Annotated in this window: 2 protein-coding genes; both read left to right on the top strand. The window is 75.7% G+C overall.

Going from position 1 to position 25,160, the window contains the following annotated elements; genetic code table 11:
- The first annotated feature begins 11 nt into the window (after window positions 1–11).
- Window positions 12–14,138 carry a type I polyketide synthase gene (locus tag GA0070610_RS16015; RefSeq protein WP_089000784.1) on the top strand — a complete coding sequence of 4,709 codons (14,127 nt, stop codon included), beginning with the start codon at window positions 12–14 and terminating at the stop codon, window positions 14,136–14,138.
- 47 nt (window positions 14,139–14,185) lie between these two features.
- Window positions 14,186–25,135, top strand: a complete 10,950-nt coding sequence (locus GA0070610_RS16010; protein ID WP_089000783.1) for a type I polyketide synthase — start codon at window positions 14,186–14,188, stop codon at window positions 25,133–25,135.
- Window positions 25,136–25,160: the final 25 nt, after the last annotated feature.

Here is a 25,160-nt window from a genome sequence, read left to right as displayed (position 1 = left end):
GTAGGTCCACGGTGAGCAACGAGGACGAGAAGTACGTCGAGTACCTGAAGCGTACGACCTCGGAGCTGCGGCGTACCCGGCGGCGGCTGCGCGAGCTGGAGGCCCGGGACTCCGAGCCCATCGCCATCGTGGCGATGAGCTGCCGCTACCCGGGCGGGGTCGACAGCCCCGAGGCGCTGTGGCAGCTCGTGCACGACGGCGGCGACGGGATCGGGCCGTTCCCCGCCGACCGGGGCTGGGACCTGGAGCACCTGTTCCACCCCGACCCGGACCACCCGGGCACCAGCTACGTCTCCGAGGGCGGCTTCGTCTACTCCGCCGCCGACTTCGACGCCGACCTGTTCGGCATCTCGCCCCGCGAGGCCGTCGCCATGGACCCGCAGCAGCGGCTGCTGCTGGAGACCTCCTGGGAGGCGTTCGAGCGGGCCGGCCTGCCGCTGCCGGCCGTACGGGGCAGCCGCACCGGCGTCTTCGTCGGGGCGTCGTCGCACGGCTACGACGGCATGATGGCGCAGGCCGAGAACGGCGAGGGGCACCTGCTCACCGGCAACGCCACCAGCGTCATCTCCGGCCGCGTCGCGTACACCCTCGGGTTGGAGGGGCCGGCGGTCACCGTCGACACCGCCTGCTCGTCCTCGCTGGTCGCCATCCACCTGGCCGCGCAGGCCCTGCGCAACGGCGACTGCGAGCTGGCGCTGGCCGGCGGCGTGACGGTGATGCCCACCCCGGCGGTCTTCGTCGGCTTCAGCCGGCAACGCGGCCTCGCGGCCGACGGCCGGTGCAAGGCGTTCGCCGCCGGCGCGGACGGCACCTCGTGGTCCGAGGGCATCGGCATGCTGCTGCTCACCCGGCTCTCCGACGCGCAGCGGCACGGGTACCCGGTGCTCGCCGTGGTGCGCGGCAGCGCGGTGAACCAGGACGGCGCGTCCAACGGGCTCAGCGCCCCGCACGGCCCCTCCCAGGTACGCGTCATCCGCCAGGCCCTGGGCAACGCCCGGCTCACGCCCGAGCAGGTCGACGTGGTGGAGGCGCACGGCACCGGCACCCGGCTCGGCGACCCGATCGAGGCGCAGGCGCTGCTGGCCACGTACGGGCAGGACCGCGACGACGCCGCGCCGCTGCTGCTCGGGTCGGTCAAGTCGAACATCGGGCACACCCAGGCCGCCGCCGGCGTGGCCGGCGTGATCAAGATGGTGATGGCGATGCGGCACGGCGTCGTGCCGCCCACCCTGCACGTCGACCAGCCGTCCCCGCACATCGACTGGACCGCCGGGGCGGTCACCCTCGCCACCGCCGCGACGCCCTGGCCCGCCGTGGACCGGCCGCGCCGGGCCGCCGTGTCGTCGTTCGGCGTGTCCGGCACCAACGCGCACACCATCATCGAGCAGGCACCCGCCGAGGCCGAGGCCGAGGCGGAACCGACCGCGCCGGCGGTCCGCACGGTGGCTCCCGTGCTGCTCTCCGCCCGCTCCGACGCCGCGCTCGCCGCGCAGGCCGGCCGCTGGGCGGCCCGGTTCGCCGCCGACGAGACCCTCCGCCCGCTCGACGTGGCCTTCTCGTCGGTCGCCTCCCGCTCCACCCTGGACCGCCGCGCCGTGGTGTCGGCGACCGGCCGCGACGACCTGCTCGCGGGGCTGCGCGCCCTCGCCGCCCGGGAACCGGCCGGCACCGTCGTCACCGGCGCCGGGGCGCCGCGCGGCCAGCTCGCGCTGCTCTTCTCCGGCCAGGGCGCGCAGCGCGCCGGCATGGGTCGCGAGCTGTACGCCGAGTTCCCCGTCTTCGCCGCCGCCCTCGACGAGGTGTGCGGGTACCTGGACCGGGCCCTGCCGCGCCCCCTGCGCGAGGTGCTCTTCGCCGCCGAGGGCTCGGCCGACGCCGAGCTGCTGGACCGGACGGTGTTCACGCAGGCCGGCCTGTTCGCCGTCGAGGTGGCGCTGTTCCGCCTCGTCGAGTCCTTCGGCATCGCCCCCGACCTGGTCGCCGGCCACTCGATCGGCGAGGTCACGGCCGCGTACGTGGCCGGGGTGCTGTCGCTGGAGCACGCCTGCGCGCTGGTGGCGGCGCGCGGCCGGCTGATGGAGGCGCTGCCCTCGGGCGGCGGGATGCTGGCCGTCGCGGCTGCCGAGGCCGACGTGCTGGCCATGCTGGACGGGCTGGCCGACGTGGGGATCGCCGCGGTCAACGGCCCGTCGGCGGTGGTGGTCTCCGGCGCCGTCGACGCGCTCGACGAGGTGGAGCGGGTCTGGCGCGAGCGGGGCGTACGCACGCGCCGGCTCGCGGTCAGCCACGCGTTCCACAGCCCGCTGATGGAGCCGATGCTCGCCAGGTTCCGCGCGGTGCTCGACAGGCTGGAGTTCTCCGCGCCGTCGCTGCCGGTGGTGTCGAACGTGACCGGGGCGCTGGCCGACGCCGACGAGATCCGTACGGCCGACTACTGGGTGCGTCACGTCCGCGAGGCCGTCCGCTTCGCCGACGGGGTGACCGCCCTGCGGTCCGCCGGGGCGGACACGTTCCTGGAGATCGGGCCGCGCAGCGTACTGACCGCCATGGTCGGCGACGCCCTGCCGGGCGGGGACGGCGTGCTCGCCGTGCCGGCACAGCGCGGGGACCGGTCCGAGGCGCAGGGGTTGCTGGCCGGGCTGGCCGAGCTGCACACGCACGGGGTGGCCGTCGACTGGCAGCCGTGGTTCGCCGGCACCGGCGCCCGGCGGGTGGACCTGCCCACGTACGCCTTCCAGCACCAGCGCTACTGGCCGGAGGTCGGCGGCACCGCCGCGACCGCCGCGCCGGGCGACAGCGCCGAGGGCGACTTCTGGGCGGCCGTGGAGCGCGGGGACCTGACCGGGGTCGCCGCCCACCTGGCCGTGCAGGACGACCCCGCGGCGGTCGAGGCCCTCGCGCCCGCCGTACCCGTGCTGTCGTCGTGGCGGCGGGCCCGGCACCGCGACGCCGTGGTGGACGGCTGGACGTACCGGGTCGACTGGGAGCCGGTACGCCCCGCCGCCGTGCCGGCGCTGACCGGCCGCTGGCTGGTCGTCACCGCCGACACCGACGACGCCGGGGTGGCCGGCACGCTGACCGGCGCCGGCGCCCACGTCGACACCCTCACCGTCGCCCCCGGCGTCGACCGCGCCGAGCTGACCGGGCTGCTGCGCGGCCACGGCGACCAGGGCTGGACGGGGGTGCTCTGCGTGCTGCCCGCGACCGACCGGGCGCTGCCGGACGCCCCGGCCGTCTCCGGCGGCGCCGCGCTGCTGCTCACCCTCACCCAGGCGCTCGCCGACGCCGGCCTGCCCGGCCGGCTCTGGTGCCTCACCCGGGGCGCCGTCCGCGTCGGGGCCGGCGAGACCCTCGCCGACCCCTGGTCCGCCCTGGCCTGGGGCCTGGGCCGGGTCGTCGCCCTCGAACAGCCCGACCGTTGGGGCGGCCTGATCGACCTGCCCGCCCGCGCCGAGCGCACCGCCGCCGACGCGCTGCTCGCCGTCCTCGCCGACGCCGGCCACGACCAGGTGGCGATCCGCCCGCAGGGCGTCTTCGGTCGGCGGCTGGTGCCGGCCGCGCCGCCGGCCGGTGCGGGTTGGCGGCCCGCCGGGACGGTGCTGGTGACCGGTGGTACGGGTGCCCTGGGTCGGCACGTGGCGCGTTGGCTTCTGGTCAACGGGGCGGTTGAGGTGGTGCTGGCCTCGCGGCGGGGTCCGGCGGCGCCGGGCGCGGCCGAGCTGGTCGACGAGCTGGGCGCGGTGCGGGTGGTGGCGTGCGACGTCACCGACCGGGCGGCGGTCGACGCGTTGGTCGCCGGTCTGCCGGAGCTGACCGCCGTCGTGCACACCGCCGGCGTGGTCGACGACGGCGTCCTCGACGGGCTCGACCTGGGCAGGATGCAGACCGTCCTCGACGGCAAGGTCCGCGCCGCCCAGGTGCTGCACGAGGCCACCGCCCACCGCGACCTCGACGCGTTCGTGCTCTTCTCCTCCCTCGCCGGGGTCATCGGCAGCGCCGGACAGGGCAACTACGCGGCGGCCAACGCGTACCTCGACGCGTTCGCGGCCTGGCGACGCGACCAGGGCCTGCCCGGCACCGCCATCGCCTGGGGCGCCTGGGCCGAGGACGGCATGGCCGCCGCGCTGACCGCCCGGCTCGCCCGGGGCGGCGTCGACGCGCTCCCCGTCGCCGAGGCCGTCACCGCCCTCGGCCGACTGGTCAACACCGCCGAGCCGGCGGTCACCGTCGCCGACGTCGACTGGGGACGCCTCGCCGCCTCCTGGGGCCGCCCGACGCCTCTGATCGCCGCCCTTCCCGGGGTGCCCGCCGTGCCGACCGGCCCCGCCCGCGCCGTGGTGGTCGGCCGGTCCCTGCCGCAGCTCGCCGACCTCGTGCGCACCCAGGCCGCCGTCGTGCTCGGCTACCCGGCCGGCCAGCCGCTGCCCGAGCGCACCTTCCGCGACCTCGGCTTCGACTCGCTCACCGCCGTCGAGCTGCGCAACCGGCTCACCGCCGAGACCGGCATGACCCTGCCCGCCACGCTGGTCTTCGACCACCCCACGGTCGCCGAACTCGCCGCCCACCTGCACGGCCTCACCGCCGGGCACACCACCGGCGAGGTGGTCGCCGACGGCACCGGCCGCGACCGCGAGCCGATCGCCATCGTCGCGATGAGCTGCCGCTTCCCCGGCGGCGTCACCTCGCCCGAGCAGCTCTGGGACCTCGTCGCCACCGGCACCGACGCGATGAGCCTGATGCCCGGCGAGCGCGGCTGGAACCTCGCCGAGCTGTACCACCCCGACCCCGAGCACCTCGGCACCAGCTACGTCCGGGAGGGCGGCTTCGTCGCCGGAGCCGGCGAGTTCGACCCGGCCTTCTTCGGCATCAGCCCCCGCGAGGCCCTCGCCATGGACCCGCAGCAGCGGCTGCTGCTGGAGGCCACCTGGGAGGCGTTCGAGCGGGCCCGGATCGACCCGACCGCGCTGCGCGGCAGCCGCACCGGCGTGTACGTCGGCACCAACGGCCAGGACTACGGCTCGCTGCTGATGGCCGCCGGGGACGTCGACGAGAACTACCTCGCCACCGGCACCTCCGCCAGCGTCATCTCCGGCCGGCTGGCGTACACCTTCGGGCTGCACGGCCCGGCGGTCACCGTCGACACCGCCTGCTCGTCGTCGCTGGTCGCCATGCACCTGGCCGCGCAGGCCCTGCAGACGGGCGAGTGCGACCTCGCCCTGGCCGGCGGCGCCACCGTGATGGCCACCCCCGGCATCTTCGTCGGCTTCTCCCGCCAGCGCGGCCTCGCCGCCGACGGCCGGTGCAAGCCGTTCGCCGGGGCCGCCGACGGCACCGGCTGGGGCGAGGGCGTCGGCCTGCTGGTGCTCCAGCGCCTCTCCGACGCCCGCCGCGACGGCAACCCGATCCTGGCCGTGCTGCGCGGCAGCGCCGTCAACCAGGACGGCGCCTCCAACGGCCTCACCGCCCCCAACGGCCCCGCCCAGCAGCGGGTGATCCGCCAGGCCCTCGCCAACGCCGGACTCACCGCCGACCAGGTGGACGCCGTCGAGGCGCACGGCACCGGCACCACCCTCGGCGACCCCATCGAGGCGCAGGCGCTCCTCGCCACCTACGGGCAGGACCGTCCCGCCGACCGGCCGCTCTGGCTCGGCTCGATCAAGTCGAACATCGGGCACACCCAGGCCGCCGCCGGCGTCGCCGGGGTGATGAAGATGGTCCTGGCGATGCGGCACGGGGTGCTGCCGCCCACTCTGCACGTGGACGAGCCCACCCCGCACGTCGACTGGAGCGCCGGCAGCGTCGAACTGCTCACCTCCGCCCGCCCGTGGGAGCCGGCCGACGGCGTACGCCGCGCCGCCGTCTCCTCGTTCGGCATCAGCGGCACCAACGTGCACACCATCCTCGAACAGGCCCCCGCCGACGAGCCGGAGTCCGAGCCGGTGGCCGGCGGGCCGATCGGGGAGCTGCCCTGGGTGCTCTCCGGGCGCACCGTCGACGCCCTCACCGCCCGCACCGGGGACCTGCTCGACCACCTCGACACCGTCGACGACGACAACCTCGCCGCCGTCGGCTGGTCGCTGGCCGCCACCCGCGCCGCCCACGACCACCGGGCCGTCGTCTTCGCCACCGACCGTGACGAACTGACCGCGTCCCTCGACGCGCTCGCCGCCGGCCGGCCCAGCCCGCAGACCGTCACCCGCGTCCCCGGCACCCCCGGCGAGGTCGCCTTCGTCTTCCCGGGCCAGGGCTCGCAGTGGGTCGGCATGGCCGCCGAACTGCTCGACACCGCACCGGTCTTCGCCGAGAAGTTCGCCGCCTGCGCCGAGGCGCTGCGCCCGTACGTCGACTGGTCGCCCACCGACGTGGTGCGTGGCGCGCCGGACGCCCCGTCGTTGGAGCGGGTCGACGTCGTGCAGCCCACCCTGTTCGCGGTCAGCGTCTCGCTCGCCGCGCTCTGGGAGTCGTACGGGGTGCGCCCCTCCGCCGTCGTCGGCCACTCCCAGGGCGAGATCGCCGCCGCGTACGTCGCCGGCGGCCTCACCCTGGACGACGCGGCGGCCGTGGTGGCGCTGCGCAGCCGGATTATCGCCGGTATCGCCGGGGACGGCGGCATGGTCTCGGTCGCCACCACCGCCGACGAGGCCACCGGCACGATCACCCGCTGGGCCGGCCGGGTCGCCCTGGCCGCCGTCAACGGGCCCACCTCCGTCGTGGTCTCCGGCGACAGCGCCGCCCTCGACGAGCTGGTCGCCCACTACGAGTCCCGCGAGGTGCGGGTGCGCCGCGTCCCCGTGGACTACGCCTCCCACTCCGCCCACGTCGAGCAGCTGCGCGAGCAGCTCCTGGAACTGCTCGCCGGGCTGCGGCCCCGTACCGGCGAGGTCCGGTTCCGCTCCACCGTGGAGGGCGACTGGCTCGACACCGCCGCCCTCGACGCCGACTACTGGTACCGCAACCTGCGGCAGACCGTCCGCTTCGACGAGGCGGTGCGCAGCCTCGTCGCGGCCGGCTACCAGACCTTCGTCGAGGTCAGCGCCCACCCCGTGCTGACCATGGCCGTGCAGGAGAGCGTCGAGCTGGCCGCCGCCGACCCGGACGCGGTCACCGTCACCGGCAGCCTCCGCCGGGGCGAGGGCGGCCTCGGCCGCTTCCTGCGCGCCCTGGCCGAGGTCTGGACCGGGGGTACGCCGGTGGACTGGCGGCCCGCCTTCACCGGCCTCGCCGGACGTCGCCTCGACCTGCCCACGTACCCGTTCCAGCGGCAGCTGTACTGGCCGCAGCCGTCCGCCGCGCCCGCCCCCGCAGCCGGGGCCGCCGGTCCCGTGGCCGACGACGAGGTCGACGCCCGGTTCTGGGCGGCCGTGGAGGCGGAGGACCTGAACGCGCTCACGGCCGAACTCTGCGCCACGACCGAGTCGCGGCCCGTCCCGGAGACGGCGTTCGCCGACGTGCTGCCCGTCCTCGCCGCCTGGCGCCGCCGACACCGCGACCAGGCCACCGTGGACTCCTGGCGGTACCGGGACAGCTGGACGCCCGTCGCCCCCGACGCTGCCGGCGAGCCGGCAGTCACCGGCACCTGGTGGCTGCTCACCGGCCCCGACGACACCGGCGCGGCCGAGGCCGCCTTCTGCGCCGAGGCGGTGCGGCGCCACGGCGGCACCGTCGTACCGCTGGCGCTGGACGCCGACCGCACGGACCGCGCGGCGCTCGCCGCCCGGCTGCGCGACCTGGCCGACGGTGGCTCCCGCCCCGCCGGGATCCTGTCGCTGCTGCCGCTCGACGAGACGCCCGCCCCGGCGCACCCGTCGGTGCCGGTCGGCTTCGCCGGCACGGTCACCCTCGTGCAGGCGCTCGGCGACGCCGGCGTCCGCGCGCCGCTGTGGTGCCTCACCCGGGGTGCCGTCGCCACCGGCCCGGCCGACCCGCTGCCGCACCCGCTCCAGCAGCTCACCTGGGGCTTCGGCCGGGTCGCCGCCCTCGAGCACCCCGACCGCTGGGGCGGCCTCGTGGACCTCCCCGACGAGCTCGACGACGCGGCCGGCCGCCGGCTGGTCCGCGTCCTCGCCGGTGCCGACGGGGAGGACCAGGTCGCGCTGCGGTGGGCCGGCGCCTTCGGCCGGCGCCTGCTGCACGCCCCGCTCGGCGACACCCCCGCCCCGCGCACCTGGCGGCCCTCCGGCACCGCCCTGGTCACCGGCGGCACCGGCGCGCTCGGCGGACACATGGCCCGCTGGCTCGCCGCGAACGGCGCCGCCCACCTGGTGCTGGTCAGCCGGCGCGGCCGGCAGGCCGACGGCATCGCCGACCTCGAGGCCGAGCTGGTCGCACTGGGCGCCCGGGTGACCGTCGCGGCCTGCGACGCCGCCGACCGGTCGGCGCTCGCCGCCGTCCTCGCCGACCTGCCGCCCGAGCACCCGCTGACCACCGTCGTGCACACCGCCGCCGTCCTCGACGACTCGGTGATCAACTCGCTGACCCTGGAGCAGGTCGACTACGCCCTCAGCGCGAAGGTCACCGCCGCGCTGAACCTGCACGAGCTGACCCGCGAGCTGGACCTCGACGCGTTCATCCTGTTCTCCTCGATGGCCGGCACCGTCGGCAGCTCCGGCGTGGGCAACTACGCCCCCGGCAACGCGTTCCTCAACGCCCTCGCCGAGCACCGCCGTGCCCTCGGCCTGCCCGCCACCTCCATCGGCTGGGGTGCCTGGGGCGGCGGCGGCATGGCCGACGGCGAGTTCGGCCGGATGCTGCACCGCCACGGCGCGCCCGAGATGCCCCCGCGGCTCGCCGTCGCGGCCCTGCACCAGGCCGTCGAGCACGACGAGACGTTCCTGACCATCTCCAACATCGCCTGGGACCGGTTCTTCGTCGCGTTCACCGCCACCCGACCCGGCCCGCTGATCTCGGAGATCCCCGAGGCGCAGCGGTTGCAGGCCACCAAGGGCCTCGCCGAGACGAAGGAGACCGACGAGGCCGGCCCGTCCGGCGCGTTCACCCGGATGAGCGCCGCCGAGCGCCAGCAGGCGCTGCTCGACCTGGTCCGCGACCAGGCCGCCACCGTCCTGAAGTACGCCGACGGCCAGGCCGTCGACCCGCACCACGCGTTCCGCGACCTCGGCTTCGACTCGGTGACCGCGGTGGAGCTGCGCAACCGGCTCGCCACCGCCACCTCGCTGCGGCTGCCGGTGACCCTGGTCTTCGACTACCCGTCGCCGACCGCGCTCGCCCGGCACCTGCACGAGGAACTGGGCGGCGAGGCCGCCGTGGCCGTCGAGACCGCCCCGGTGGCGCTCGGCGACGACGAGCCGGTGGCCATCGTCGCCATGTCCTGCCGCTTCCCCGGCGGGGCCAACGACCCCGAGCGGTTCTGGCAGATGCTGCACGCCGGCCGCGACGCCGTGTCCGACCTCCCGGGCGATCGGGGTTGGGACGTCGAGCGCCTCTACGACCCCGACCCCTATTCCACCGGCACCTCCTACGTCCGCAGCGGCGCCTTCCTCTACGAGGCGGCGGAGTTTGATGCCGGTTTCTTCGGGATTTCCCCCCGCGAGGCGTTGGCCATGGATCCGCAGCAGCGGTTGCTGCTGGAGGTTTCGTGGGAGGCGGTCGAGCGGGCAGGGGTTGAGCCTGGGGTCCTTCGGGGTTCGCGAACAGGGGTGTTCGTGGGCACGAATGGTCAGGACTATGGGGCCCTGCTGATGGTGGCGGGGGACGAGGTGGAGGGCTTCGCGGGGACGGGCAACGCCGCGAGTGTGGTGTCGGGTCGGGTGGCGTACGCGTTGGGGTTGGAGGGGCCGGCGGTGTCGGTGGACACGGCGTGTTCGTCGTCGTTGGTGGCGTTGCACCTGGCGGTGCAGTCGCTGCGGCGCGGCGAGTGCGACCTCGCCCTCGCCGGCGGCGTGACCGTGATGGCGACGCCCGGACTGTTCGTGGAGTTCTCCCGGCAGCGGGGCCTGGCGGCCGACGGCCGGTGCAAGGCGTTCGCCGCGGGAGCCGACGGCACCGGCTGGGGCGAGGGCGTCGGCATGCTGCTCGTCGAGCGGCTGTCGGACGCGCGTCGCAACGGCCACGAGGTGCTGGCGATCGTGCGGGGCAGCGCCGTCAACCAGGACGGCGCCTCCAACGGGTTGACCGCCCCGAACGGTCCCTCGCAGCAGCGGGTGATCCGGCAGGCCCTCGCGTCGGCGCGGCTCTCCACGGCCGACGTGGACGTGGTCGAGGCGCACGGCACCGGCACCACCCTCGGTGACCCGATCGAGGCCCAGGCCCTGCTGGCGACGTACGGGCAGGAGCGCGACGAGCCGCTGCTGCTCGGCTCGGTGAAGTCGAACATCGGGCACACCCAGGCCGCCGCCGGCGTCGCCGGCGTGATCAAGATGGTGCTGGCGATGCGCGAGGGCGTGGTCCCGGCGACGCTGCACGTGGACGAGCCGTCGCCACACATCGACTGGACCTCCGGCGCGGTCGAACTCGCCACGGAGTCGCGGCCCTGGCCGACCGTGGACCGGGCACGCCGGGCGGCGGTGTCGTCGTTCGGCATCTCCGGCACCAACGCCCACGTCATCATCGAACTGCCCGAGGACCGGCCCGCCGAGAGCGCCGAACCCGACGGCGAGGCCGCTGAGAGCCGCGGTCCAGGGCTCGTGGCCTCCGACGTCGTCGTCTGGGCGGTGTCCGGGCGGTCGAAGGGCGCCCTGGCCGGTCAGGCCGCCCGCCTGGCCCACCACGTCCGCGCGCACGCCGACATCGACGCGGCGGCGGTGGGCTGGTCCCTCGCCGCCACCCGGTCGACGTTCGACCACCGCGCCGCCGTCGTCGGCGCCGGGGTGGCCGAGCTGCTGGCGGGGCTCGACGCCCTGTCCGCCGGCGCACCGGCGGGGAACCTCGTCACGGGTACGGCCTCCGGGACCGGTGCGGTGTTCGTGTTCCCGGGTCAGGGTGCGCAGTCGGCGCGGATGGCGGCCGGTCTGGTGGGTCGTACGCCGGTGTTCGATGCGCGTCTGGCGGAGTGTCAGCGGGCTCTGGCTCCGTTCCTGGACGTGGACCTCGTTGCGGTGTTGACGGGTGAGGACGAGTCGTGGTTGGCGCGGGTCGAGGTCGTGCAGCCGGTGTTGTGGGCCGTGGGCATGGCCCTGGCGGCGGTGTGGCAGCACGCGGGTGTGGTTCCGGCGGCGGTGGTTGGTCATTCGCAGGGTGAGATCGGTGCGGCGTGTGTGGCCGGGATCCTGAATTTGGAGGATGCGGCGAAGGCGGTGGCGTTGCGGTCGCGGGCGCTGACGGTGCTGCGGGGGACCGGGACGATGGCGTCGGTGGACCTGTCGGCCGAGGCGGTGGCTGAGCGGCTCGGGGAGTTCCCGGGTGTCGGGGTGGCGGCGGTGAACGGTCCGTCGACGGTGGTGGTGTCGGGTCCGCCGCAGCCGGTTGCCGATCTGGTGGAGGCGTGTCAGGCCGAGGGGGTGCGGGCGCGGTTGATTCCGGTGGATTACGCGTCGCACTCAGCGGCGGTGCAGGACGTCGCGGAGCAGTTGCGCGCGGACCTGGCCGACGTGAGCCCGCAGGCCGGTCACACCCGGCTCGTCTCGACGTTGACGGGGGACTGGGTGGATCCGTCCTCGATGACGGCGGACTACTGGTATGAGAACCTGCGGCAGACGGTGCGGTTCGACGCGGCGGTGCGGGTGGCCGTCGAGGCGGGTCACACGACGTTTGTGGAGATCAGCCCGCATCCGGTGTTGACGATGCCGGTGACGGCGATCCTGGACGACGCGGGCGCGAGCGGGCACACGTTGGGTAGCCTGCGGCGTGGTGACGACGACGCGACGCGGCTGCTGACGAACCTCGCCACCGCCCACGCGATCGGCCTGCCCGTCGACCTGACGACGGTCCTCGCCGAGACCGACATCGTGGCGCTGCCCACGTACGCCTTCGAACGCAGCCGCTTCTGGCCCACCGCGGCGACCGGGCAGGGCGACACCGAGGAGACCCCGAGCGGCGTCGACTCGGCGTTCTGGGCGGCCATCGAACGCGAGGACCTGGCCGCGCTCGCGGAACTCACCGAGCAGGACGCCACGGAATCGCTGGAACGGCTGGGCGCGGCCCTGCCCGTGCTCGCCTCCTGGCGGCGGCAGCAGCGCAACCGGTCCAGCCTCGACGACCTGCGCTACCGCAGCGTCTGGCAGCCGTACACCGGGACGCCCGTCAGCTTCCTCCCCGGCGCCTGGTGGGTCATCGCCGACGAGCGGCACCCGGAGGAGGGCGAGGCCGCCGTCGCCGAGCTGACCCGCCGGGGCGCCGACGTCCGGCTGGTGTCGCTGCCGGAGAACCTGACCGACCGCGCCGCCCTCGCCGCGCGCCTGACCGGCGCCACCCGCACCGTCGACGGCGGGCCGGCCCCGGTCGACGGGGTGCTGTCGCTGCTCGCCCTCGCCGACGGCGCGGTCGACGACACCCAGCCGGTGCCGCCGTTCCTCGCCCGGTCGCTCGCGCTGATCCAGGCGCTCGGCGACCTCGACGTCGCCGCGCCGCTGTGGTGCGTCACCCGGGGCGCCGCCGGCACCACCCGGGGCGCGGCGCCCGGCCGGCCGGAGCAGTCGCTGCTCTGGGGCCTCGGCCGGGTCGTGGCCCTCGAACACCCCGAGCGGTGGGGCGGCCTGGTCGACGTACCGGCCACCCTGGACGACCACGGCTGGGACCTGCTCTGCGCCGCCCTCGCCGGCCTCGACGGCGAGGACCAGCTCGCGATCGACGGCGCCACCATCCTGGTACGCCGGCTGGTGCGGGCGCCCGGCGGCGAGGCGCCCACCGACGAGGCCGGCTACCCGGGCACGACGCTGGTCACCGGCGGCACCGGCGCGCTCGGCGCGGAGGTGGCCCGCTGGCTGGCCGCCCGGGGCGCCGAGCACCTGATGCTCGTCAGCCGCCGCGGCGCGGACGCCCCCGGCGCCGCCGAGCTCGTCCGCGAGCTGACCGGGGCGGGCACCCGGGTGACCGTCGCGGCCTGCGACGTCGCCGACCGGGCGGCGCTGGCCAAGCTGCTCGACGAGGTACCCGCCGACGCGCCGCTGACCAGCGTCGTGCACGCGGCCGGCGTCCTCGAGGACGGGGTGCTCGACGGCCTCACCGCCGACCGCCTCGCCACCGTCCTGCGCCCCAAGGTGCTCGGCGCCCTGCACCTGCACGAGCTGACCGTCGGGCGGGACCTGCGCGCGTTCGTGCTGTTCTCCGCGATGGCCGGTCAGCTCGGCGCCGCCGGTCAGGGCAGCTACGCCGCCGCCAACGCCTACCTCGACGCCCTCGCCGAGCAGCGGCACCGCCAGGGCCTGCCGGCCACCTCGGTCGCCTGGGGCCCCTGGACGGCCGGCGGGATGGCCGCCACCGACCAGGCCGTCGAGGAGCGCCGCCGGCGCACGGGCGTGGCCCGCCTCGACACCGCGCCGGCCCTCACGGTTCTCGCGCAGTGCGTCGCGCGGGGCGAGCCGGCGACGATGGTGGCCGGCATCGACTGGGCCCGCTACGTGCCCGGGTTCGTCGCCGTGCGGCCCAGCCCGCTCATCGCGGGCGTCGCCGAGGCGCGCCGGGCCGTCGCCGAGCGGGCCGAGGACACCGGCGTCTCCGCGGAGTCCCTGGCCGCCCTGCTCGCCGGGCAGACCGACGCCGAACGACGCAAGACCCTGCTGGAACTGGTACGCGGGCAGGCCGCCGCGGTGCTCGGGCACGCCTCGATGGACGCCGTGGAGCCGGACCGGGCGTTCCGCGAACTCGGGTTCGACTCGCTGACCGCCGTGGAGCTGCGCAACCGGCTCACCGCGGCGACCGGCGTCCGGCTGCCCGCCACGGTGGTGTTCGACTACCCGACCGCCGCCGGGCTGGCCGAGTACGTGCGGGCCGCGATCGTCGACGGCGGGGTGGTCGGGGTCGCACCGGTCTTCGGTGAGCTTGACAGGTTGGAAGCGGCGCTCTCCGGCTCGGCGCCGGACCGCAGCGCCCGAATTCGGATCACCGAGCGGCTGCGGGCGCTGCTGGCCTCCCTCAACGAGGCCGACGCGCCGGCGGACGGCGACACCGTCGCCGAGAAGCTCCAGGACGCGACGCCGGACGAGGTCTTCGACTTCATCGACCGCGAGCTGGGGATGTCCTGACGTGATCGCTGCTGCGACGACGGGTCAACACAAGGAGTGCGCGGTCCATGGCTGACGAGGCGAAGCTTCTCGACTACCTCAAGCGGGTCACCGCTGACCTGCACCAGGTGCGCCAGCGCCTGCGCGAGGTGGAGGCCGGTGAACAGGAACCGGTCGCCATCGTCTCCATGAGCTGCCGCTTCCCCGGCGGGGTGCGGTCGCCCGAGGACCTGTGGGAGGTGGTCGCGTCCGGTCGGGACGTGGTCTCCGACTTCCCGGAGGACCGCGGCTGGGACCTCGGGTCGCTCTACGACAGCGACCCCGAGCAGAGCGGTACGTCGTACACGCGGCAGGGCGGCTTCGTCCACGACCTGGCCGACTTCGACCCGGGCTTCTTCGCGATCTCCCCCCGGGAGGCGCTGGCGATGGACCCGCAGCAGCGCTGGCTGCTGGAGACCTCGTGGGAGGCCCTGGAGCGGGCCGGCATCGACCCGCACTCGCTGCGCGGCAGCCGCACCGGCGTCTTCGCCGGCAGCACCGGCCAGGACTACGGCACCGTGCTGATGGGTGCCGCGCAGGGCCTCGAGGGGCACCTGATGACCGGCAACGCCGGCAGTGTGGTCTCCGGCCGCATCGCCTACACCTTCGGGCTGGAGGGGCCGGCCGTCACCATCGACACCGCCTGCTCGTCCTCCCTGGTCGCCCTGCACCTCGCGGGCCAGGCGCTGCGGCAGCGGGAGTGCACCCTGGCCATCGTCGCCGGGGTCACGGCCATGTGCACCCCGGCCGCCTTCGTCGAGTTCTCCCGGCAGCGTGGCCTCGCCGCCGACGGCCGGTGCAAGGCGTTCGCCGCCGCCGCCGACGGGACCGGCTGGTCCGAGGGCGTCGGCGTCCTGGTGCTGGAACGGCTGTCGGACGCGCAGCGCAACGGTCACCCCATCCTCGCTGTGGTGCGGGGCAGCGCGGTGAACCAGGACGGCGCCTCCAACGGCCTGAGCGCCCCCAACGGGCCGTCGCAGCAGCGGGTGATCCAGCAGGCCCTGGCCAACGCCGGCCTCGCCGCCGGTGGCGTGGACGTCGTGGAGGCGCACGGCACCGGCACCCGGCTCGGCGACCCGATCGAGGCGCAGGCGCTGCTGGCCACGTACGGGCAGGACCGGGGCAACTCGGCGCCGCTGCTGCTCGGCTCGGTCAAGTCGAACATCGGCCACGCGCAGGCCGCCGCCGGCGTCGCCGGCGTCATCAAGATGGTCATGGCGATGCGGCACGGGCTCGTACCGCCCACCCTGCACGTCGACGAGCCGACCCCCGAGGTCGACTGGTCGGCCGGCGAGGTCTCGCTGGTGACCGAGGCGACGCCGTGGCCGGCGGTGGACCGCCCGCGCCGCTCGGCGGTCTCCTCGTTCGGGGTGTCCGGTACCAACGCGCACACCATCCTGGAGCAGGCTCCGGCACCGCAGCAGCCCCCGTCGGCCGCCGCGCCGGTGGTCGAGCGGCCGGTCGTACCGGTGCCGGTGTCGGCCCGGGACGCGGCCGGCCTCGCCGCGCAGGCGACCCGCTGGGCGGAGCGGATCGCCGCCGACGAGACCCTGCGGCCCCTCGACCTGGGCTTCTCGTCGGTCACGTCGCGGTCCAGCCTGGACCACCGCGCCGTGGTCTGCGCGACCGGCCGCGAGGATCTGCTGGCCGGGCTGCGCGCCCTCGCCGCCGGCCAGCCGTCCGGCACGGTGGTCGCCGGCCAGGCCGGGGGCCGGGGCTCGCTGGCGGTGCTCTTCTCGGGTCAGGGCGCGCAGCGCGCCGGCATGGGCCGCGAGTTGTACGCCGGCTTCCCGGTGTTCGCCGCCGCGCTGGACGAGGTGTGCGTGTACCTGGACGCGTTGCTGCCGCGTCCGTTGCGGGAGGTGCTGTTCGCGCCGGAGGGCTCCGCCGAGGCGGCGCTGCTGGACCGGACGGTGTTCACGCAGGCCGGTCTGTTCGCGGTCGAGGTGGCGCTGTTCCGCCTGGTGGAGTCGTTCGGGGTCGCGCCGGAGTTCGTGGGTGGTCACTCGATCGGTGAGGTCACGGCCGCGTACGTGGCCGGGGTGCTGTCGCTGGCCGACGCGTGTGCGCTGGTGGCGGCGCGGGGGCGGCTGATGCAGGCGCTGCCGGCCGGTGGCGGCATGCTCGCGGTGGCCGCCGACGAGGCGGCGGTGGTCGAGTCGATCGCCGGATCGACCGACCGGGTCGGGATCGCCGCGGTCAACGGGCCGACCTCGGTCGTGGTCTCCGGTGCCGTCGACGCCCTCGACGAGGTGGAGCGGGTCTGGCGGGAGCGGGGCGTACGCACGCGTCGGTTGACGGTGAGTCACGCGTTCCACAGCCCGCTGATGGAGCCGATGCTCGCCGAGTTCCGCACCGTGCTGGACGGGTTGACGTTCTCCGCGCCGTCGCTGCCGGTGGTGTCGAACGTGACCGGGGCGCTGGCCGACGCCGACGAGATCCGTACGGCCGACTACTGGGTGCGTCACGTCCGGGAGGCCGTCCGCTTCGCCGACGGGGTCGCCGCGTTGCGGTCCGCCGGGGCGGACACGTTCCTGGAGATCGGGCCGCAGAGCGTACTGACCGCGATGGTCGGCGAGATCCTGCCCGGCGACGACGTCGTGCTGGCCGTCGCCGCGCAGCGCAAGGACCGGCCCGGGGCGCAGGGGTTGCTGGCCGGGCTGGCCGAGCTGCACACGCACGGGGTGGCCGTCGACTGGCAGCCGTGGTTCGCCGGCACCGGCGCCCGGCGGGTGGACCTGCCCACGTACGCGTTCCAGCACCAGCGCTACTGGCCCGAGGCGGGGGCCGGGTGGACCGGCGACGTCACCGCGTTCGGCCTGCGGCCCGCGCAACACCCCCTGCTCGGGGCCGCCGTCGGCGTCGCGCACGCCGAGGGCTTCCTGTTCACCGGACGGCTGGCCCGGCGTACCCACCCGTGGATCTCCGACCACGTCGTCTTCGACACCGTGCTGCTGCCCGGCACGGGCTTCGTGGAACTCGCCCTCCAGGCCGGCGCGCACGTCGGCGCGGACCACGTCCGCGAACTCACCCTGGAGTCGCCGCTGATCCTGCCGGAGACCGGGGGCGTCGACATCCAGCTCTGGATCGGCCCGGCGGACGAGACCGGCTGCCGGTCCGTGTCGCTGCACTCCGCCCAGGACGGCGAGCCGACCGAGGGCGAGCGGGCCTGGACCCGCAACGCCAGCGGCGTGCTGGCCAGCGGCCCGGCCGTGCCGAGCGGCCCCGTCGGCTGGTCCGACCTGACCACCTGGCCGCCGCCCGGCGCGACCGAGGTCGGCACCGACGACCTGTACCTCAACCTCGCCGCCCAGGGCTACGACTACGGTCCGTCGTTCATCGCCCTGCGTTCCGCGTGGCGGCGCGGCGACGACCTCTTCGCCGAGCTGGCATTGCCCGAGGCCCCCGCCGCCGAAGCCGGCGGGTACGGCCTGCACCCGGCCCTGCTCGACGCCGCGCTGCACACCCTCGGCCTGACCACGCCGGCCGGTGAGCCCTCCGGGGCCGACATGCCCCCGGGGTACGGCCGGCTGCCGTTCTCCTGGAACGACGTCGCCCTGCACGGCGCCGGCGCCGCGGCGGCCCGCGTCCGGGTCTCGCACACCGGCCCCGACAGCATCTCGCTGCTGCTCACCGACGTCACCGGCGCGCCGGTCATCTCCGTCGGCTCCCTCGTCCTGCGGCCGGTCTCCGCCGACCAGCTCCGCACCGCCTCCGGCGGCGGCACCGAGTCGCTGTTCCGGGTCGAGTGGGCGCCGCTCGCGCTGCCCGCCGGCCCGGCCACCGTCGACTGGGCGGTGATCGGCGACGCCGCGGCGCTCACCGACGCGGTCGCCGCCACCGGCACGGCCGTGACGGCGTACGCCGACCTGACCGCCCTGGCCACGGCCATGGACGACGGGACGGACGCACCCGGCGTGCTCGTCGTGCCGTTCCTCGACCCGCCCACGTCGGCGGACGTGCCCCGGGCCGTCGCCGAGGTGACCCACCGCGCGCTCGCCGTGCTCCAACAGTTCCTCGCCGACGACCGCTACACGGCCTCCCGGCTGGTGGTGCTGACCTCAGGCGCGGTCGCCACCGAATGGGACACCGACCTGACCGACCTGGCCGGCGCCGCCGTGATCGGCCTGCTCCGCTCCGCCCAGTCGGAGAACCCCGACCGGTTCGTGTTGGTCGACGTCGACGACATCGCCGGCTGCGCCGCCGCGCTCGTCCCGGCCGTCGCGACCGACGAGCCGCAGGTCGTCATCCGGGCGGGCGTCGCCGCCGGTGCCCGGCTCACCCGGGTCCCCGCCGTGGTCGAGCCGCCGGCAGCCCCGTTCGACGGGGACGGCACCGTCCTGATCACCGGCGCCACCGGCACCCTCGGCCAGCTCATGAGCCGGCACCTGGTGGGCACGTACGGCGTCCGGCACCTGATCCTCACCAGCCGGCGCGGCCGCGCCGCCGGGGGCGTCGCGGAGCTCTGCGCCGAACTGGAGGCGCTCGGCGTGAGCGTCACCGTCGCCGCCTGCGACGTCGCCGACCGCGGTGCCGTGGCCGAGCTGCTGGCCGGCATTCCGGCGGAGCACCCGCTCACCGCCGTCATCCACGCCGCCGGCGTCCGCGACGACGGCGTCATCTCCTCGCTCACCCCCGAGCGGATGGACGGCGTGCTGCGGCCCAAGGTCGACGCCGCCTGGCACCTGCACGAGCTGACCGCCGACCTCGACCTGAAGGCGTTCGTCTCGTACTCCTCGCTCGCCGCCACCGCCGGCGGCCCGGGTCAGGGCAACTACGCCGCCGCCAACGCGTTCCTCGACGGGCTGGCCCAGCACCGCAAGGCGCGTGGCCTCGCCGCCCTCACCCTTGCCTGGGGCCTCTGGGCCGACCGCAGCGGCATGACCACCGAGCTGGACGACGTCCACCTCAACCGGATCTCCCGCTCCGGCGTCGCCGCGATGGAGGCCGAGGAGGGGCTCGCCCTCTTCGACGCGGCCTGCCGCACCACCGACGCCGCGCTCGTCCCGGCCCGGCTGGACCTCGCCGCGATGAAGGTGCAGTTCGCCGGCGGGACCATCCCGCCGCTGTACCGGGCGCTGATCCGCACGCCCGCCCGCGCCGCCGCGGCCACCACCGGCGCCTCGCTGGTGCAGCAGCTCGCCGGGCTCGGCGAGGCCGAGCGGGCCGCCGCGCTCGTCGAGATCGTCCGGGGGCAGGCCGCCGCCGTGCTCGGCTACCCCGACCCGGCGGCCATCGAGCCGCGCCGGGCGTTCAGCGAGTTCGGCTTCGACTCGCTCACCGCCGTCGAGATGCGCAACCGGCTCAACAACGCGTTCGGGATGCGGCTGCCGGCCACCCTCGTCTTCGACTACCCGACCCCGCACGACCTGGCGGCCTTCCTGGGTACGGAGATCGCCGGCACCCCGGTTCCCGTGCGACCCACGACGACCGCCGTGTCGGTCGGCGACGACGAGCCCCTTGCGATCATCGGCATGGCCTGCCGGCTGCCCGGCGGCGTGTGGTCGCCCGACGACCTGTGGCGGCTGGTGGTCGACGGCGTCGACGCGATCAGCGACCTGCCGACCGACCGCGGCTGGGACCTCGACAGCCTCTACAGCCCCGACCCGGACGCCCCCGGCACGTTCTACGCCCGCGGCGGCGGCTTCCTCAGCGGCGTGGACAAGTTCGACCCCGGCTTCTTCGGCATCTCGCCCCGCGAGGCCCTGGCCATGGACCCGCAGCAGCGGCTGCTGCTGGAGACCACCTGGGAGTCCTTCGAGTCCGCCGGCATCGACCCGGCCGACGTACGGGGCAGCAGCACCGGCGTCTTCGTCGGCACCAGCGGCCAGGACTACGGCTCGCTGCTCGCGTACTCGCCGGAGGCCGCCGAGGGCTACATGCTGACCGGGATGACCAGCAGCGTCATCTCCGGCCGGGTGGCGTACACGTTCGGGCTGGAGGGGCCGGCGGTGTCGCTGGACACGGCCTGCTCGTCCTCCCTCGTCGCCCTGCACTGGGCCGGCCAGGCGCTGCGGCGCGGCGAGTGCGACATGGCCCTCGCCGGCGGCGTCATGGTGATGGCCACCCCGACCGCGTTCGTCGAGTTCTCCCGGCAGCGCGGCCTGGCCGCTGACGGCCGGTGCAAGTCCTTCGCCGCGTCCGCCGACGGCACCGGCTGGTCCGAGGGCGTCGGCATGCTGCTCGTGCAGCGGCTCTCCGACGCCCGCCGGCAGGGCCGCACCGTGTACGCGGTGGTGCGCGGCTCGGCCATCAACCAGGACGGCGCCTCGAACGGGCTGACGGCGCCGAACGGCCCGTCGCAGCAGCGGGTGATCCGCCAGGCCCTCGCCTCGGCGCGGCTCTCCACGGCCGACGTCGACGTGGTCGAGGCGCACGGCACCGGCACGACGCTGGGCGACCCCATCGAGGCGCAGGCGCTGCTCGCCACGTACGGGCGGGAACGGCCCGCCGACCGGCCGCTGCTGCTCGGCTCGATCAAGTCGAACATCGGCCACGCGCAGGCCGCCGCCGGCGTCGCCGGTGTGATCAAGATGGTGCAGGCCATCCGGCACGGCATGGTGCCGGCGACGCTGCACGTGGACGAGCCGTCGCCGCACATCGACTGGACCTCCGGCGCTGTCGAGCTGGCGACGCAGTCGCGGCCGTGGCCGGCCGTGGACCGGCCGCGTCGGGCGGCGGTGTCGTCGTTCGGCATCTCCGGCACCAACGCCCACGTGATCATCGAGCAGGCCGACGCACCGATCGAGGCCGTGGCTCCGGCCGAGCCCGCCCCGGGACTCGTGGCCGCCGACGTCGTGGCATGGCCGCTGTCGGCGCGGTCGAAGGGCGCCCTGTCCGGTCAGGCGGCCCGCCTGGCGGAGTACGTGCGTGGGCGCGGCGAGGTCGATCCGGCGGCGGTGGGCTGGTCCCTCGCGACCACCCGGTCCGTGTTCGACCAGCGCGCCGCCGTGGTCGCCTCGACCGTCGAGGACCTGCTGGCGGGGCTCGACGCCCTGGCGTCCGGCTCGCCGGCCGGCAACGTGGTCGCCGGCACGGTCGCGTCCCACGGCGCGGGTGCGGTGTTCGTGTTCCCGGGTCAGGGTGCGCAGTCGGCGCGGATGGCGGCGGGTCTGGTGGGTCGTACGCCGGTGTTCGACGCGCGGCTGGCGGAGTGCCAGCGGGCCCTGGTCCCGTACCTGGACGTGGATCTGGTGTCGGTGTTGACCGGCGACGACGAGTCGTGGCTGGAGCGCGTCGAGGTCGTGCAGCCGGTGCTGTGGGCCGTGGGCGTCGCGTTGGCGGCCGTGTGGCAGCACGCGGGGGTGTCCCCGGCCGCCGTGATCGGCCACTCGCAGGGCGAGATCGGCGCCGCCTGCGTGGCGGGCATCCTCAGCCTGGAGGACGCGGCGAAGGCGGTGGCCCTGCGGTCGCGGGCGCTGACGGTGCTGCGGGGCACCGGCACCATGGCCTCGATCGACCTCTCCGCCGAGGCGGTCGCCGAGCGGCTGCCGGCCTTCCCCGGCGTGGGCGTCGCGGCGGTCAACGGCCCGTCGATCGTCGTGGTGTCCGGACCGCCGCAGCCGGTCGCCGACCTCGTCGAGGCGTGCCAGGCCGACGGGGTGCGGGCCCGGTTGATCCCGGTGGACTACGCGTCGCACTCGGCGGCCGTGCAGGACGTCGCGGAGCAGCTCCGCGCCGACCTGGCCGACGTCACCCCCCGGCAGGGGCACATCCGGCTGGTCTCGACGTTGACCGGGGACTGGGTCGAGCCGGCGTCGATGACGGCGGACTACTGGTACGAGAACCTGCGGCAGACCGTGCGCTTCGACGCGGCCGTCCGCGTGGCGGTCGCCGCGGGTCACACGACGTTCATCGAGATCAGCCCGCATCCGGTGTTGACGATGCCGGTGACGGCGATCCTCGACGACAGCGGTGTCACCGGTCACACCCTCGGCAGCCTGCGCAGGGGGGACGACGACGCGACGCGGCTGCTGACGAACCTCGCCACCGCCCACACCATCGGCCTGCCCGTCGACCTGACCACGGTCCTCGCCGAGACCGACATCGTGGCGCTGCCCACGTACGCCTTCGACCACCAGCGGTACTGGGTCGAGCCGCCGCTGCACCGGGCGCAGGACGTCAGCTCCGCCGGCCTCCAGGACGCCGGGCACCCGCTGCTCAGCGCCACGCTGACCTTCCCCGACAGCGAGCGGATGGTCTTCACCGGGCGGCTGTCGGTGCGTACCCACCCGTGGCTCGGCGAGCACCGGGTCATGGACAACATCCTGCTGCCCGGCACCGCCTTCGTCGAGCTGGCCACGTACGCCGGCGAGCAGGCCGGCTGCCCGACGGTGGAGGAGCTGACCCTGCTCGCCCCGCTCGTCCTGCCCGAACTCGGCGCGCTCCAGGTGCAGCTGATGGTCGGCGACCGGGACGACGACGGACGGCGCAGCGTCCAGCTCTACTCCCGGCCCTACCGGGACGGCTCCGACGAGATCCTGGCCGACGTCGCCTGGACCTGCCACGCCACCGGTCTGCTCGGCCCGCAGCCGGCCGACGCCGCACCCGCCTTCGACCTGGGGGTGTGGCCGCCGCCCGGCGCGACGCGCGTCGAGGCCGACGACTTCTACTCCGGCATCGAGGCCACCGTCTTCGGGTACGGTCCGGCCTTCCGCGGCCTGCGCGCCGCGTGGACCCGCGACGACGAGGTCTTCGCCGAGGTCGAGCTGCCCGCCGACCACCACGCCGAGGCCGGCCGCTTCGGCGTGCACCCGGCGCTGCTGGACGGCGCGTTGCAGGCCATGTCGATCGGCGGCTTCCTCGGCCGGATGGGCGACGGCGCCGACGCCAGCGTGCCCCGACTGCCGTTCGCCTGGACCGGGGTCTCGCTGCTCGCCGCCGGGGCCACCGTCCTGCGCGTACGCGTCGCGGCGGCCGGCGAGGTCGGCGTCTCCTTCCAGGTGGCCGACGCCACCGGCGCCCCGGTGCTGCACGTCGACTCGCTGATCATGCGCCGGGTCTCCGGCGACTCGCTCGGCGCGGCCCGCTCCGGCCGGCACGAGTCGCTGTTCCAGGTGGACTGGCCGGTGCTGCCGGTGCCCACCGGCCCCGTACCGGCGGCCACCCGCTGGGTGGCGCTCGGCGACGACCTGGCCCTCAGCGCCGCCTGCGAGGCGGCCGGCGCCCGGGTGCGTACCGACGTCGGCCTCGACTCGCTGGGCGACCTGCTCGCCGGGGGTGAGCCGGCGCCCGAGGCGGTGATCGTGCCGATCGGCGACGTCGGGGACCCGACGGACCCGGCGCTGGCCGGGCAGGCGCGGGCCACCACGCACCGTACCCTCGCCGCGTTGCGGACCTGGCTCGCCGACGACCGGTTCGCCGACTCGCGGCTGGTGCTGGTCACCCGCGACGCGGTCGCGGCGGGGGAGCAGCAGACGGTCAACCTTCGCCAGGCCCCGGTCTGGGGTCTGCTGCGCGCCGCGCAGCTCGAACACCCGGGCCGGTGCCAGCTCGTCGACCTCGACGACACCCCGGACAGCGCCGCCGCGCTGGCCGCCGCCGTCGCCTCCGGCGAGCCGCAGCTCGCCGTGCGGGCCGGGCAGGTCCGCACGCCACGGCTCGGGCGGGTCCCGGCCGGGGTGGAGCCGCTGCCGGGCGGCATCGACCCGGACGGCACGGTGCTGATCACCGGCGGGACGGGCGTGCTGGGCCGCATCCTGGCCCGCCACCTCGCCACCACCCACGGCGTACGGCACCTGCTGCTGGCCGGGCGGCGCGGCGCGGCGGCCGAGGGGATCGACGACCTGGTCGCCGAACTCGCCGGCGCCGGTACGGAGGTGACCGTCGCGGCCTGCGACGCCGCCGACCCCGACGCCCTGTCGGCACTGCTGGCCGGGGTGCCCGCCGCACACCCGCTCACCGCCGTGGTGCACGCCGCCGGCGTCCTCGACGACGGCGTGCTGGAGTCGATGACCCCCGAGCGGGTGGACGCGGTCGCCGTACCCAAGATCGACGCGGCGTGGCACCTGCACCGCCTCACGGCCGACGCGGACCTCGCGGCCTTCGTCCTGTTCTCCTCGGCGGCGGCCACCCTGGGCAGCGCCGGCCAGTCCAACTACGCGGCGTCCAACGCCTTCCTCGACGCCCTCGCGGCACACCGCCGGGCCAGTGGGCTCGCCGGCATCTCGCTCGCGTGGGGCCTGTGGGAGCAGGCCAGCGGCATGACCGGCCACCTCGGCGACGACGACGTGCGGCGGATGGCCGAACAGGGCGCCGCCGGTCTCGCCACCGAGCAGGCGCTGAACCTCTTCGACGCCGCGTGGCGGCTCGACGCGGCGGCCGTCGTACCGATGCGCCTGGACGTCGGGACGCTGCGCGGGCAGGCGGAGGCCGGCACCCTCGCGCCCATGCTCCGGGCCCTGGTCCGGGTGCCGCTGCGGCGCTCCGTCGACGCCACCGGCGCCCGCTCCGGCGGGGTGCAGCTCAGCCAGCGACTCGCCGGCCTGGCCGGCCCGGAGCGGCTCAAGGTCGTGCTCGACGTGGTACGGGCGAACATCGCCGCCGTCCTCGGCCACGCCGGCGCCGACGCCGTCGACCCGAACCGGCTCTTCACCGACCTGGGCTTCGACTCGCTCACCGCTGTCGACCTGCGGAACCGGCTCAACGGCCTGTCCGGGCTGCGGCTGCCGGCGACGCTGGTCTTCGACTACCCGACGCCGACGGCGCTCGCCGAGAAGCTGACCAGCGAGATCGCCGCCGACGCGGCGCCCTCCACGCAACCGCTCTTCCAGGGCATCGACACGGTGGAGAGTTTGCTCAACAGCATCCCGCTCGACCCGGCGGCCCGGGCCCGGTTCACCGCCCGCATGCAGGACCTGCTCGCCAAGGCGTCCGACCTGGCGGCCGGGCCCGCCGCCGAGCCGGACCGGCCCGACCTCGACTCGGCCAGCGACGACGAGATCTTCGACTTCATCAGCAAAGAGTTTGGAATCTCCTGAGATGACCAACCTTCGAATCGAGGCA

This window comes from Micromonospora echinofusca (assembly GCF_900091445.1).
Taxonomy (GTDB): domain Bacteria; phylum Actinomycetota; class Actinomycetes; order Mycobacteriales; family Micromonosporaceae; genus Micromonospora; species Micromonospora echinofusca.
The sequence above is the reverse complement of the archived record's forward strand: the minus strand, read 5'-3'. Positions and strand labels throughout refer to the sequence as shown.